This window comes from Streptomyces endophytica, assembly GCF_026153355.1.
In the GTDB taxonomy this organism is placed as follows: Bacteria; Actinomycetota; Actinomycetes; order Streptomycetales; family Streptomycetaceae; genus Streptomyces; species Streptomyces endophytica.
In genome coordinates this window covers 2,203,523-2,217,756 of record NZ_CP110636.1, presented here as the reverse complement: position 1 = coordinate 2,217,756, position 14,234 = coordinate 2,203,523, and the positions used below count along the sequence as shown (strand labels likewise).

Genomic DNA, 14,234 nt, shown 5'->3' with positions numbered 1-14,234 from the left:
CCCGGAGCACACCGCTCCGGGACGGGCCCTCCGCCTTACAGGGGCGCCGTACGTGATCGCCGTACGGGGGCGCCGCGCGTGATCGCCGTACCGGCAGCCGCCGTTACGCGAACCGCTGCCCCGTCGACCCGTCACACGCCCGCAGCCGCAGCGGCTCCTTCGCGCCGTCCAGCGTCAGGCAGAGCGACTGCGCGGCGGCCGGCCGGATCGTGCCGTCCGCCTGCCGGGCGAACTGCTGGTTGGCCACGCCCGAGCAGTTCCACAACACCAGCCCGGCCCCCGGCTCGTACCGTCCGCCCGGCACGTCCAGGCACCGGTCCTGGGTCAGCCCGACGTGCACCGACCGCTGGTCTGCGTCGTACCACCAGTCCTGGTGGCGCTGCCCGTTGCAGTCCCAGCCGCCGACCACCGTGCCGTTGCGGCTGGCGCCGCCGGTCGCGTCCACACAGCTGCCGGTGGCGGCGTTCCGCAGCGGCCGGTACGCGTCGTCCCAGGCCCCCGGGTACAGCTTCGGCCGCCCGGTGCTCGCCGGGTCCGCGCAGGACGCCTCGCGCAGTCCCGGTGCCGCGTACAGCTGGGTCAGGCAGGAGGCGAACGCCGCGTGCCCGCGCGCGTTGGGGTGGAAGGACTGCCGCACCGAATTGGAGTCGGGCGGGAAGGGGTTGGTGAGGTTCACGTACAGCCCGCGCGCCCAGGTGTCCTCCATGCACACCTCGTGGCCGTGGAAGAGCCGCGAGGAGTCGAGGTAGGTCACGCCGGTGTCCTGCGCGACCTTGCGGACGCCCCGTTCGAAGGCCGGTACGGCGGCGTTGCGCCCCCAGCCGGCGTCGGAGGTGTAGCCCGTGCAGCCGCCCGGCAGCTTCCCGGGGAAGTGCGGGTTGTCCTCCACGTCCGGCCCGATGGGGCTCGGGTACGACATCACCACGAGCCGGTAGTCGCCATCGGCGTACCCCGCGTTCCGCATCACGGTCCGCAGGTCGTTCACCGTCCGCTCGATCTTCGGCACCAGCCCGTCGACCCGCGCCTGCCACCCCGGCCGGTACTTCGGCTCGCAGGTGCCCTGGAGCAGGAACCAGTGCTCCACGCAGTCCGTCATCACCGGCCCGAACTGCAGGTCGTCATTGGCGCCGGCCACCAGGAGCACCATCTTCAGCCGGGTGTTCCGGGCCGCGATCGCCAGGCTGTCGCTCTGCACCAGCTCATCGGCGTACTGCTTGCTGCCGCCGATCACGATGTTCCCGCTGTACGCGCCCGAGCACGCGACGTTGTACGTGACGTCGGCCGCGATGCCGGTGCGGTGGATCGCCGCGTCCGGCGACCGGTGGCACCAGTTGGTGGGCCCGTCGGTCCCCGGCTCGTACGTCCCGACGCCCTCGCCGGAGATCTCGCTGTCGCCCAGCGAGATCAACGAGGTCTTGCGCTCGGCGAGCGGCCGCTCGGCCGGGTCCCCGTAGAGCTTGACCGCCTCCTGCGCCCGGACCTTCTCCAGCTCGGGCGGCAGCGGCGTGGTGGCCGTGATCGTCGCCCGGCCGGTACCGCCCGCGGCCCCGCCGGCGGCACTCGCCCCGCCGCCCGCCGCCAGGGTGAACACCACCCCCAGCACCGCTGCCGAGCCCATGACCGCGCCCCGTAAACCAGATCGTCCGCACCACCCGTGCCCCGCACGTCTCCCGCGTCTCGTACGCACCCTGCGGCCTCCCCTCCGGTCTGCTGTTACCGCGGGTTGTACTCGCAAGTAGGCGCCGGCGGAACACCAGGAACACCATTGGCCGAAAGACGCGCACAGCCCGCCCACCGCCACGCACCGCCCCCAACGCACAAGGGAGCCGGCCGAAGCCGACTCCCTTGTGTGGTGCGGTACTTATCGGGTCAGGCGTCGAGGATCTGACCCTCGCGCCGGACCACCGGCGGCTCGACGCTCCAGAGCAAGTGAACTGAATGATGGTAGTAGCATCTTTCTGCGCTGCCGGAGCAAGTCGCAGGCGGCCAGGGAGGGTTCGAGCATGGCACGCAAGGTGGGGATCTACACCCGTATCTCGCGGGACGACGAGGGCGAGGCACTGGGCGTTGCCCGTCAGCGCACGGACTGCGAGCGGCTGGCGGATCTCCGTACCTGGCAGCCGGTGAAGGTCTACGAGGACAACGACGTATCCGCGTTCAAGCGCAACGTGGTGCGCGACGAGTTCGAACTCATGCTGAAGGACCTGAAGGCCGGCCTGATTGACGGCGTCGTCGCCTACGACCTGGATCGGCTCGCCCGCCAACCGCGAGACCTTGAGCGACTGATCGAGATCTTCGACGAGCGCCCGCGGCTGGAGTTCGCGACCGTGACGAATGACGTGAACCTCGGCAGTGCGGACGGCCGGACCATGGCGCGGATCATGGTGGCGTTCGCCAACAAGTCGTCACACGACACTTCACGGCGGATCAAGCGCAAGCACCTTGAGTTGGCGCAGCAGGGGAAGAGCAACGGGGGGCCGGCGCCGTACGGATGGCGGAGGGACGACCGCAACAAGGTCGATCCGGAGGCGGCGAAGCACATCCGAGAGGCCCAGAAGGAAGTACTCGCCGGCGTTCGCATCGGCACCATTCGCACGCGGTGGCAGGAAGAGGGGCTGGGGAACCCTCGCGAAGGCACGAAGCGCATGGCCCACCATCATGTGGAGCACATCCTCACCAACCCCAGGCTGGTCGGGTACCGCACGTATCACGGCGAGATCCTCTACGACGGCGACGGCAAGCCCGTCATGGGTGAGTGGGACCCCATCAACACGGTCGAGGACTGGGAAGCCGTCTGCGCAGCCATCGCCGAGCGCAAGCAGGACAGGGCCGGCCAGTCGCTTGCCCGTAAGTACTTGCTCTCGGGCATTGCACGATGCGGCCTATGCAAGGCCAAGATCCGAGGCCAGGTCAATCGGAAGTGGCAGCCCGGCTCAAAGGGCGCGCAGTACACCTACCAGTGCTCCAAGGTGAACGGCGGGTGCGGCAAGGTCGGCCGCGTCGGCGAACCCGTGGACAAGCTGATCGCACGGCTGGTGCTCCAGGAGCAGCGTGAGAAGGCCAAGGCCACGGGTATCCCGGCCGAGGGGCGCTGGCCCAGGGAACAGGAGCTGGAAGACAGGCTCGCCGACATCGCTCAGCTCATCGAAGCGGAGAAGGCGAAGACCATCACCTTGTCCACCCTCCTGCAACTGTTGCCTGACAAAGAACGGGAGCGAGATGCCTTGAAGTTGGAGCGCGCCCGGTTCTACAAGGAGCAGAAGCAGGCGGAGGCCAAGGGGAGCACGGCCAACATGACCGAGGAGGAGTTCTTCGATCTGCCCATCGAGCGGCAGCGCGAGATCGTGTTGCACAGCCTCACGGCCGTGATCATCCATCCCGCAGGACGGGGTAAGCGGAAGTTCGATCCCGCTTTGATCGATCCAGTTTGGCGTTGACCACAAGAGCCCCGGATTCGTCCGGGGCTCCCTAATGAGCCCGTGCACGGCGACGCACTTGAACCGGCGCCTGATGGCCACACCGTTCTAATGATCGTCCGCCGACTGAACACGCGTGTAGGTGCGTCACGTCAGCCAGTCGTCGAAAATCTGCTGCGTCACAGCGCGGAGCAGTTCGTCCTCCACCGGACCGGCACCAGAACGGGGTGAGCGGAACTCGTACGGGACTCCTGCGGCGGCCCACACCTGCTCCGCACCCGGCGTGGCCACGACGCAGCCTAGCCGCAGGTCACCGGCGATCCACAGCACGCCACGCCCGTCGACCATGTCGTGCCACACGCCGTCGGGAACGACTGAGGAAAGTACCCGCGCCACGCCACCGTCCGGGCGCAGGAGGAGCACCAGCCGACCGCCGTCGCCTGTCTGCTCCAGCTGGCAGGGCCACGACTGGAACGGCTGGTCCAGGGCGACTTTCAGGATGGGGTCCGACCTCTTGAAGGCGGTTACGGCGACGCCCACTGACAGCGGCACGCAGCACATGGCGAAGGTGCCCACGTAGATGGCCCAGTCCGGGATGTCGCCGAACCCTTTGGGAATCCACTCCGTCAGCAACACGTAGACGCCCACAGCCGCTAACAGAACGGCCGCCCACGCCGCCCTGGGCACCCACCGCTGCTCGTTGCGCAGCCACTCCATGAAATCGGCGCGGAAATAGTGCGCCGCCGGCTGCGACGACACCTGATAGCCGTACTCGTCCGCCAACATAAAGCCCCCCAACTCCGTTGCGACGCTCCAATGATGGTCGAGCGCAGCGAGGTTGGGGAGCCTTCCGCAAGCCGATCGACGGACCAGCGGTGCCACCGGGCCACCGGGCCACCGCCCAGACAGGCCCGCGCGGCGCCGCCCGTCATCAAGACACTGAGCTGTTTCCAACCTGACGTCGACGTCCGTTGGTTGGGCAGCTCTGCAACACGATGAAGTTCCTGGTAGGAGGTGTCACGACCAAGATCCACCGCGCCCTGCATCATCGACGCTCTCGCCGAGGCCGGCCTCAAATGCTGGACCGAAAAAACCAGTGGCTACTGCTGCTCCCACTGCTCCTTGGTGATCTCGTACCGTACGCCCCCTTGCTCGGAGCCCTCGATCATCTCCATGTCGGAGGGGATGGGGATGTTGTCCGTGAGCGTCATCTTGAGTTTCTCCATGATGTTGCGCGAACCGTGGTTCACGGACATCGTCTCGGCCCAGATCGTGCGCACACCGAGCTCAGTAAATGCCTTCGCCAGCAAGCCTCGCGAGCCCTCGGTCGCATAGCCCTTGCCCCATGCCGCCTGCCGCAGTCGATAGCCGAGTTCGGCTTCGTCCAGCGGGCCCTCTGGTTGTGGACGCGAGTGGAACCAGCCGATAAATTCCCCGCTGTCCTTTTCGTGTGCGGCGAAGAGCCCCAGCGCGCCGCCCCACCGCTCGTAGCCGGCAAGGATGCGCGGCAGGTATTGCTCTCGGACGACCTGCGGCGCGGTCGGCTGGCCGCCGGTCAGGTAGCGCATCACCGCCGGGTCACTGTCCAGCTCGATCAGCAGGGCGGCGTCATCGGCAGTGAAGCGTCGCAGGACCAGGCGCTCGGTCTCCAGATAGACATCCATGAGTAGATCATGACTGGAGCAAGCCGGGCAGCCCAACGGATTTCCCTGGAACCTCGGTCGAGAGCTCTGCTGCTTCCAAGGCCGCACTGCGACACCCCGTCATCCCCTCACGTCAGCGTGAGAGTGGAAAGCGCTCACTGGAGATCATTTACGGGAAATCCTTTAGTCTCTACAGCCTGCCTTGAAGCAGGAGGGCGCGGCGTATCCACTCGTCATCGCGTTCGGGTGCGCGTGCCAGGTGCCGTCGCAGCCACTCATCCTCACGTGCGGCAGTCTCGTCATGTATCTCCGGCCGCTGTGTGCGCGGCTTCGTAGAAGTAGTCACTCCCCCACCTCCCCTTCATCCTTCGCACGTTCAGCGGCTTTTCTGGCTTCATGGATCTCGTAGCGGGTTTGGGCGGCTAGGAGTTCTTCGCCGGGTCGGTATCCGGAAGCGAGATAGGCCCAGGAGGATTCGGTGATGAGGGTGGTGTCTTCCTCGGCCTGCTCTTGGCCGGCCTCGGTGGCGGCTTGTGCGGTGCGCCAGGCTTTGCGGACATCGCGGAGGGCACCGAGGGTGGTGGAGTAGTTGCGGGACTTGGTGGAGAAGTGCCCGCGGAATCCGAGCATGTGCGCCCACTTCCACAGCTTGAGGTCAGCGAATTCGGGCAGGTGGCCGAGCGCCCAGGCGGTGCGGATCATCTGGCGGACGTGCTGTTGCACACGGAGGTCTTGGAGGGGTTCGGCCTGTCCGGTGCCTTCGCACTCGTGGCACAGATCGCGGAAGCCGTCGGGCCCGCGCTGGTAGCCGCGTCCGCCGCAGGGGACGCAGATCAGGGAGCGGTCGATGGTGCCGGAGTCTTCGGCGCTCTTGGTGGCGTACTTGGCGACGTATCCGGCAACGGCCTTGTCTGTGAGCTTGCCGTCCCCCAGTGCTGTGATCTCGCGGACATCGAGGCGATCGCCCCAGCGGATTTCGCGATCGCCGGTGTGGTCGGAGGTCACCGCGAGGACGGTGGTCTCGGCCGCGTCCCCGATGGCGGCTTTGAGGGCGTCGACGGTAGCCCAGGGGGGCGGGGGCTCTTCGCTGCCGTTGGGGCCGTCGAAGCGGATGACGGCGTGGAAGTGGACCAGGCCGCGCTTCTGGTACTCGGCAACCTTGGCGAAGGAGATGCGCAGGGCGGCGTTCAGGGCCTTTTGCGTCATCCGAAAATGAGCGGCGAGGGCGCGGCGGAGGTAGGTGGTGAAGCGCGCCCACAGGGCACCTGCGTGGGCGTTCCAGAGCACAGCGCCGGTGTAGTCGTAGGTGGAAGGGCGCAGTGGGGTGCCCAACTCGGGGGCGGTTTCGCCATGTTGCACGCCACAGGCACAGCGGGGTTTGTCGGTGGGAATGTTGTGGACGGGGCCGAAAGAGGGGGCGGTGAGGGTGGCAAAGACGCGGGGGTGGGTGCGGACGGTCTCGGGCACTGTCTTGCCGCCGGAAAGGCCGGCCTTGATCAGGTGGTAGGTATCCGCGGCGTAGACGCGCGAGCAGGCAGGGCAGCGGGAGGCGCGGCGGTTGCCGCAGGTGGTCAGGAGGCGGCCGGTGGGTTCGTCGGTGGTGCTGTAGGAGCGCAGGACGGTACGAGTGGCGGCGTCGAGAGTGGCGGTGCGGCCGACGAGATTCACGGGCCGGGTGCATCCCGCGACTTGGCGGACCTGTTCGTTGACACGGTCGAAGTCGCCGAGGTTGGCCAGTTCGAGCAGGTCCCGCACCGCAAGGCTCTTCACGTGGCGCAGGTCGAGTTCCCTGGGCATGACAAGGCGTCCTTTCCGCTGGGTGGTGGTGCCCTGAGCAGCACCGAGCGAGGGGGCTGCTCAGGGCATGGCGGACCGAGCCCGGTAGGGCAGGGCGGGAAGTAGCCGGGAAGGCCGGCGTAGAAATCAGGCGGTCAGGGCCTGGTGTGCTGCGGTCGCCAGGGCAAGACCGACGCCGAGGCGGGCTTTGAGCTGGGCAACCGTGATGGGTTCGCTGTGCTCGGCCTGGTGGGACGCGGCGATCTTGCGCGCTTCCTCCAGCAGCGGAGCGGGGACCGGGGCCGAGGCCACAGGAGCCTGCGGGGCCTTCGCAGGAGCTACGACCGGAGCCGCAGTCGGGGCAGGGGTCAGTACGGAGGCCGGGGCCGGTGTGGTGTCGGCCGGGGCAGGAGTCGACTCCGGAGCCGGGTCCGGGGCTGAGCTGGTTTCGACGGCGACCGGGGCCGGGGCCGGTTGCGTCACGGTGTGGAAGTGGCGCAGGAGCTGCGGGCCGACCGCTCCCCAGCCCAGCAGGAGCAGGGGTGCCACCGCGTCGACGGCGGCGCGGCCCCAGTGGTGGGTGATGAGGGGTTCGGCGATGTTGAGGGCCAGGGTCAGCAGTCCTGAGAGGTGCATCAGCCGGGAGGCGGAGCGCATCTGCTCGGCCGCGATGCCGCGCAGGGAAAGGTAGCGCAGGGCCACCAGGAGGCCGACGACGGACAGGTCGACCATGGGGGCGATCAGCGGTGCGACGGGGCGGGGGACGCCCAGGCGCAGGGCCAGGGACCAGACGTTGCCGAAGGAGAAGACGAACGCCAGGGCCGCGATGACAGCCATGACCACGGTGATGGTGCGCTGAGTGATCCGGTCCTCAGACATAGAGGGTTCACCTCCTTCCTTCTCTCGTGTGGTGTGCGTGGATCAGCGGTCGATTCCGGCGAGCCTGGCGGCGTTGGGGCCGAGGAAGGTTTCAAGCACCTCCCGTTCTTCCTCGTTGGAGACCCGGTAGGCAGCGATGCCGATTTCTCCGCACAGCTCCAGTTCGTCTGCCTCAAGGGCCAGGCGCATGGCTCGGATGACCGCTCGTATGTGTGCACGCATGTCAGGCCGCTTCCTTCCGGATGTCATCGTCCTTGTCCAGGTCGACGCGTGTTTCGAGGTAGGCGCCGGCGTGGTGGTCGAGGAGCGTTTGCGGGTCGTAGGTGTGGTGCGCGGAGTTGCTGGCGATCTCGGCGGTGTGCGCGTCGGCCACGTAGGGGGTGCGGATGCGGGTGAAGCCGGGGCGGTTCTGCAAGGCCATGGAGGCGACGCCGACATAGGCGGGGTCTTGCAGATGCATCGGGTTGGCGTCCGGCCAGTCCCGGATGGCTTCGCCGAGTGCCGCCACTGATGCTTCGGCGGTCTTCTGCGCGAAGGACAGGCCCACCGGGCAGACATCCCGGATGAAGGTGGGGATGGCATCGCCTGTGAGCTTCTGTGTGGCGAGGATGACCAGGATGCCGACGCTGCGGCCCTTCTTCACCAGGTGCTCGACGAGCCGGGCATTCTCCGCCGTGAGCGCCGCGAGCCGCTTGGATTCCTTGTCGCTGCCCCTGTAGTCGCGGAAGTAGGTGTGCGCCTCATCGATGATCAGGACCGTCAGAGGCCATTTCTCGGACGGTCCGACATGCCACATGTTCTTGACGCCCAGCACGTGACCGATGCTCGCCGAGCGCTCCCGGCTCAGCTTCACGAGCCGCTTGAACAGGTCGTTCGCCTCGTCCAGGTCGTCACCGACGAACGCGAACAGACGCGGCATGATGTCGGCGTAGTCGCCCTCATAAGCCTTCGATACCTTGCCGTCCGCTATCACGAACTGGACGTTCGGCGAGGGTGCGCAGTCGCAGAGGAACCGGTTGAGCAGTGAGGTCTTGCCGTAGCCGGGAAGGCCGGCAACGGTCACTCCGGGAACGTCCTTGAGCGACACCGTGACCGGTTGGGCGTACTCATCCACACCCAGGTGCCAGGTGGTGAGCTCTTCCGGTTCCGTGCCGGTGGGCTCGTGCTCGGTGGGAGTGATCAGCGGATCCACACGCACCCCACGTATCAGCACCCGTCCGGGCCCATCAGGTTGAACCGAGACGCGTTCACAACGCCAGGCGTCCGCGAGGAACCGCGCGGCCTTTTGGAACTCCTCCAGGCCGACCTTGGGCAGGCAGTTCGCCCGCACGATCACCCCGAACCGGTCGGGCTTGACCTTCAGTGCCGGAATCCTCACCCGCGGCTTGGGAGGCTTGTCGGCATCGGCGGTAAACGAGGCGAGCGCGGTGGGCATCTTGTCCGTGACCGAAAGTCCGGCCATCTGGGCAAGGCGCTTCCAGCCCACTCGCACGCGGACCGCCTGACGGATGCTGGCCCGCATGGTGCGGTCGGCCGCGATGTAGCGGCCCAGCCACAGCGACGCCATGACCGCGAAGACGGCCAGCACTGCCACGCTCACCAACGGGGCGTAGGCGTAGATCTCTTGCACTGTCATGCCGTGTCCTTCTCGCCGTAGATGAAGGCCGCGAGGGCCATTTCGAGATCGCCCCAGTCCAAGGCCTCGATCACCAGGGGGTAGCCGTGGTCGGCAAGAACGGCAGCCACTTGATTGATCAGCTCTTCGCTGAAACGGGGATCGGGCCGGGGGGCTGGGACCGGATAGGCCCGGTCCCAGCCAGGAATGAAGCCCCTCACTCCGCCGACACCCCTACCTGGTCAATCACCAGCTCGGAAGCGCGGTAGGCCACACCCGAGGACACCTGACCGTTGAACAGGTTGGCCCACGGATTGGCCATCAGGTCCACGGTCTTGACCGGCGTACCGGGCTTGAGACCGTCCGGCAGACCCTTCGCCGGAACGGTGACCTTCAGCGCCTCAGCGCGCTCCCCCTCCATCAGGAAGATCATCACCGTGTACAGCGGGGTGTTCGTCTCCCGGTCGAAGGCACGCTCGCCCTTCTCCTGGTCCACCCACTTCGCCACCGGCAGCGCGCCCACCATGAGCTGCGTCTCGGGCAACAGACCAACGCGAATGCTCGTGCGGCCAGCCATGTATCTCTCCAATCCGTTTCACACCGCCTGGTGCGGTGCTTGCGTACCTCCATATACACATAGCCAGGCTAGCCTAGTCAAGTCTGATAGCTAGAGATGTGCTAGCTAGCCCTGTTGCTGCAGGGGGATTCCTGGGTTAGCCGGGCTAACGCGGGCTACCCTGAGGACATGACGCCCCCAAGCCAGCACGACCCACGCCCGCCCTACCAGCAGGCCGCAGACGCCCTCCGCCGCGAGATCCAAACGGGCCGCCTCAAGCCCGGCGAGCAGCTCCCCTCACACCGTGAGCTGCAAGAGCGGTTCAACATCGCGAACATGACTGCGCGTTCTGCACTGCGCGTGCTGCGCGAAGAGGGGCTGATCTACACCGTGCAGGGGCGCGGCAGCTACGTCGCCGACAAGCCCGCCGGCCACCGCCCTGAGGTCGGGGAGAAGAAGGAAGCGCCCGAGAGGGCAGAGGCGGACTCGGCAGCCGGCCACGCGACCGAGCCCGTCACCATCGAAGACCTCCGGACTCTGCAAGAGCAGCTCTACAACCTCAACGCACTGGTCCAGGACCTGCGCAAGGAATTTGCCGAGCTGAAGGCGGAGCACAAGCAGCGCTAGGTGTGCTGTCCCGGCACGTTGGTGACAGGCGACACGCCTACCGCGGTGTTTGAACGAGGTGAGGGCCTTCTGGCTCGGTGGGGATTGCGACATCTACCGCCGAGTGCAGGAGGCCCTCGTGATCCACCGTAACGCCCCGCTGACGCCGACCGGCAGGCTGCGTCTGGCCCGGTGCGTCGTCGACGACGGCTGGCCGTTGCGCCGGGCCGCAGAACGGTTCCAGGTCAGCCACACGACAGCTGCCCGCTGGGCCGGCCGCTACCGACTGCACGGGCACGCAGGGATGGAAGACCGCGCCAGCAGCCCCCGTCATCAGCCTCGCCGCACCCCCGCCACAGTGGAGGAACAAGTCATCCGTCTGCGACGCGAGCATCGGATCGGCCCGCTGCGGCTGGCCGCCCGTGCAGGCGTCGCCGCCTCCACCGCACACCGCATCCTTAAGCGCCACGGGCTACCGCCGCTGGCCGCAGTGGACCGGGCCACCGGCGAGCCCGTCCGCCGCTACGAACGCGCCCGGCCCGGCGAACTCGTCCACATCGACGTCAAGAAACTCGGCCGCATCCCCGACGGCGGCGGTCACAAAGTGCTCGGACGGCCCGCCGGACGCAAGAACCGCACAAGCACCGGATATGCCTACCTGCACACCGCCCTGGACGACCACTCTCGCCTGGCCTACACCGAAGACCTCCCCGACGAGAAAGCCGCCACCTGCGCAGCCTTCCTCACCCGCGCCACCACCTGGTTCGCGCAACGTGGCATCACGGTCGAACGCGTCCTGACCGACAACGCCTGGGCCTACACCAAGAACACCTGGCGCCAGACCTGTCGCGACCTGGGCATCCAACCGCGCTGGACACGCCCCTGGCGCCCCCAGACCAACGGCAAGGTCGAACGCTTCCACCGCACCCTGCTCGACGAATGGGCCTACCACCAGCCCTACACCTCAGACGCCGAACGACAGCAAGCCTTTCCCGACTGGCTGGACTGGTACAACTACCACCGACCCCACACCGGAATCCGTGGCAACACCCCAGCCAGCCGCGTCACCAACCTCTCCGATCAGCACAGCTAGGCCGCCTCCCGATCCTCCCTCAGCTCCGCCATGTCTTGCCGCAGCGCCCGTACTTCCTCCGCTAGACGGCACGCCATCGCGGTCATTTCCCGGATCAGGGCGAGCGTATCCACCTCGTGCGCGCCCGCCGAGGTCTTCAGTTCGGTCCCGTTCATCGCCTTGGCCATCCCCGTCTTGTACGTCATTTCGCTTCCACCCCAATAAGCGCCCGCGCCCTTACCACCTCGCTCACCACATCGGCCCTGAGCGATAACGGATGCGTCTCAACGTGCGTGGTAAGCCCCACCCGAGGGCGGTAAGCGCCACGAAGAGCGATCCTCCGCCCCGTTCTGCACCACGGACCGCACAGGTTCACAGCACCCTCCCTCGTCCACTCAGCTCCCTTGAACGAGGGGCCATCCTTGGCGGGGCTTACGCCACTTCGCGAGAACATCCCGCCTCCTTTCGCCGCGTCACACCACATCACCGAAACCGGACACCTCCTCGGCACCGAGTACGGACACGAGGCCCATACAGCTGGCCCCGCAATCCCTTTCACCCGTACCAAGTCCGAGAAATAAGCCGTTTGTGACACGGCGTGACGCAGTTCACACAACTTTCGCTTCCTCCTCGTCGCTCGACACCGGGTGACCCATGGTCCGGAGAAACGCCGGTTGGGCCAACGGCCGATCTCGTGGTACGAGCACCCGCCTCACCACAGAGAAGGGAGCCGCGACGCGGCCGATGTGACACCCAGCCCTCAGGCATGAGGCAAGTCACACCCATCCCTCCCACCTCAGACGTCGAGTCACTGCGCGCGGAGCGCAAAGGACCTGTGGATAACTTTCGGCACCATCGACCTGAAAACGACATGCGAGAACCCTGCATCGGTCAGCCTGTGGATATTTTTCGGCAGCCCGAGAGACGAAGCCGCGCAAGCATCGCGGTTAGTGCAAGCAGGGACTAAAGCGTCACATCAGGGCGAAATGCCACATTCGGCTTCGCGGCAGCAGACAAGGTCGAGCAGCAGCCGAGCTGTTCAAAGTTTCTTTACTGGATCAAGAGCGGCCCGCTGCGCGGGCCGCGCGCGCTGGCGGCCGAAGGCCGCCGACGCTCGATGCCTTCGTCCCCGCTTACGGCGGCCCCCCGCCGCTCAGCGCGCAACGCCAAGCAAGCGGTCCGACTGAGCCCAGGAAGCAACCACACCAGCCCAATCCAGCACCGCCAGGCCCCGCCCCGACAGCAGCCCGCCAGTTCGCCACCACCCGGCCCACGCGACCAGCAGCCACAGCACGCCAATTCCACAGCCTCACCCCGCAGTTCATGACCGGATCAAAGACATGGCAGCGTGGTACAGGCCGGATGGGGCTGAGGTACACACGTGGCGGGCGCTCGTCACAGCGCGGGCGCGTCGTGGCTGACTGTCTGTGGCGGAGGCTGAAGAGCACCCCACTCTTACCGGCCGTCCGTACTGCCCTTTCCCCGACCCTGAACAGTTCCGCCACCCCTTCTCACCATCGACTTGTGGTGGGCCGGCCGCAGTGAGCACGACGACAGCCCCGGTACCATCGGCACCGGGGTTCTGATCAGGAACTCCCCGACCGGACCGCCCGCGTGCTGCCAGGCTCAGGGGTGGTCCGGTCTCTCAGTTTTTGTCGTAGTGGCCGGCATCTCCGGCGAGGCAATCAGCCAGCAAGCCCCCGCTGACAACGGTTACGTTGCGCAGCTCGCGGTACAGGCGCGTGGCGAGCATCCCGCGAAGCCCCGGATCACCGCAGGGCAAGAGCCCGTCGATCTCGTGAGCCTTCCAGCCTTCGGCGGTCAGCTTGTAGGGAGTGCCTGAGTACCCCCAAAGGCGAGGTGTCCGGACCCGCAGGACGACGAAATCCGTCTTCCGCAAATGGGGGCATTCTTCGATGGCCGTAACGGCGTGCTCGTCACAGACCGGAGGCATGGCCGTCAACGAGCGCTCCGGCCAAGTCGAAGGCGAGAGAGGTCCACGCCAGTCCAGGAAAAGCCAGCCATCCCTGTTCTTGGACGCCGGGTTGCCGCACACCTGGCACTTCATCCAGTACATGGTGTTGTACTGGCGCGATGGGTGCATGGAGTCAAACTCCGGCCGGCCTTCACCAGGCAGAAAGGCCATCCGGCCCCACAACACCTTGTCCCGGCCGACGCGGTCAGTCTCCCGCTCATTCCTGTATCCCAGCTTGGGCCCCTCAGGGCCGAAATTCACGACCAACTGGTCCTCGAAGTCTGGCAGTTCGGCCGACCACGAATTCACGAAGGGCACTACCGAAGGCTTGCGTACCGGACAGTCAGCCACCTCCGAACTCCTCACCATCTACCTCTCCATGTCCTTGATCCGGCGCTTCGACGGGTTGCCCGAGTCCACGCGGGCCGCAACACTCCAGCGCCGATCGCAGCAACCCCAAGGCGCCCTGCAAGTCGAGGCAATCAGCCCGGCCGTGCGCACGGCGGCAGACCAGAGCCCGCGTCCCCTCCACCTCGGCGGCCGTCAAACCCGATGCCACGGGCAGGGAGTCAGCCAACACATTCGACTTCCTGCGGAAACTCACGACTGCGCCCCCGAACAGCGACAGGTGCGCACTGGATCGCCCTGCGCAACAACAACGACCTGGGGATCGATGTCCGCGCGGGAGACCGGAGG

Annotated in this window: 13 protein-coding genes; 3 read left to right on the top strand and 10 right to left on the bottom strand. The window is 66.9% G+C overall.

Annotated elements, in window-relative coordinates:
- Positions 1 to 103 precede the first annotated feature (103 nt).
- Complete coding sequence (locus OJ254_RS10010; RefSeq protein WP_265362068.1) at positions 104 to 1,618, bottom strand: ricin-type beta-trefoil lectin domain protein; 1,515 nt, start codon at positions 1,616 to 1,618, stop codon at positions 104 to 106.
- A 385-nt stretch (positions 1,619 to 2,003) separates the two neighbouring features.
- Between OJ254_RS10010 and OJ254_RS10005 the strand changes: the two genes are divergently transcribed.
- Entirely contained in the window at positions 2,004 to 3,437 is a 1,434-nt protein-coding gene (locus tag OJ254_RS10005; protein WP_265362067.1) for a recombinase family protein, read from the top strand.
- A gap of 126 nt (positions 3,438 to 3,563) precedes the next feature.
- Here the strand turns inward: OJ254_RS10005 and OJ254_RS10000 are convergent, their stop codons facing one another.
- From OJ254_RS10000 to OJ254_RS09970, 7 genes are all read right to left on the bottom strand, one after another.
- Positions 3,564 to 4,202 carry a hypothetical protein gene (locus tag OJ254_RS10000; RefSeq protein ID WP_265362066.1) on the bottom strand — a complete coding sequence of 213 codons (639 nt, stop codon included), beginning with the start codon at positions 4,200 to 4,202 and terminating at the stop codon, positions 3,564 to 3,566.
- Between the two features lie 314 nt (positions 4,203 to 4,516).
- A complete protein-coding gene (locus OJ254_RS09995; protein ID WP_265362065.1) occupies positions 4,517 to 5,080 on the bottom strand; it encodes a GNAT family N-acetyltransferase in 564 nt (187 codons plus the stop codon).
- Between the two features lie 321 nt (positions 5,081 to 5,401).
- Positions 5,402 to 6,856, bottom strand: a complete 1,455-nt coding sequence (locus OJ254_RS09990; protein WP_265362064.1) for a replication initiator — start codon at positions 6,854 to 6,856, stop codon at positions 5,402 to 5,404.
- 126 nt (positions 6,857 to 6,982) lie between these two features.
- Positions 6,983 to 7,714 (bottom strand): DUF2637 domain-containing protein, encoded by a 732-nt coding sequence (locus OJ254_RS09985; protein ID WP_265362063.1) that lies wholly within the window; start codon positions 7,712 to 7,714, stop codon positions 6,983 to 6,985.
- 42 nt (positions 7,715 to 7,756) lie between these two features.
- Positions 7,757 to 7,936, bottom strand: coding sequence for a hypothetical protein (locus OJ254_RS09980; protein WP_265362062.1), 180 nt, complete (start codon positions 7,934 to 7,936; stop codon positions 7,757 to 7,759).
- Between the two features lies 1 nt (position 7,937).
- On the bottom strand, positions 7,938 to 9,350 hold the full coding sequence (locus tag OJ254_RS09975) for an FtsK/SpoIIIE domain-containing protein (protein ID WP_265362061.1): 1,413 nt from the start codon (positions 9,348 to 9,350) through the stop codon (positions 7,938 to 7,940).
- Positions 9,351 to 9,546: 196 nt separating this feature from the next.
- A complete protein-coding gene (locus OJ254_RS09970; protein WP_265362060.1) occupies positions 9,547 to 9,906 on the bottom strand; it encodes an SCO3933 family regulatory protein in 360 nt (119 codons plus the stop codon).
- A gap of 168 nt (positions 9,907 to 10,074) precedes the next feature.
- Here OJ254_RS09970 and OJ254_RS09965 point away from each other — a divergent pair, with 168 nt between their 5' ends.
- Both OJ254_RS09965 and OJ254_RS09960 read left to right on the top strand, forming a co-directional pair.
- Positions 10,075 to 10,512: a GntR family transcriptional regulator gene (locus OJ254_RS09965; RefSeq protein WP_265362059.1), complete on the top strand. Its 438-nt coding sequence runs from the start codon at positions 10,075 to 10,077 to the stop codon at positions 10,510 to 10,512.
- 118 nt (positions 10,513 to 10,630) lie between these two features.
- Positions 10,631 to 11,584 (top strand): IS481 family transposase, encoded by a 954-nt coding sequence (locus tag OJ254_RS09960; RefSeq protein WP_265362058.1) that lies wholly within the window; start codon positions 10,631 to 10,633, stop codon positions 11,582 to 11,584.
- Here the strand turns inward: OJ254_RS09960 and OJ254_RS09955 are convergent.
- Both OJ254_RS09955 and OJ254_RS09950 read right to left on the bottom strand, forming a co-directional pair.
- Positions 11,581 to 11,769: a hypothetical protein gene (locus OJ254_RS09955; RefSeq protein ID WP_265362057.1), complete on the bottom strand. Its 189-nt coding sequence runs from the start codon at positions 11,767 to 11,769 to the stop codon at positions 11,581 to 11,583. The two genes, OJ254_RS09960 and OJ254_RS09955, sit on opposite strands and share 4 nt — an antisense overlap.
- Before the next feature lie 1,439 nt (positions 11,770 to 13,208).
- Positions 13,209 to 13,889 carry a hypothetical protein gene (locus tag OJ254_RS09950; RefSeq protein ID WP_265362056.1) on the bottom strand — a complete coding sequence of 227 codons (681 nt, stop codon included), beginning with the start codon at positions 13,887 to 13,889 and terminating at the stop codon, positions 13,209 to 13,211.
- Between the last annotated feature and the right edge of the window lie 345 nt (positions 13,890 to 14,234).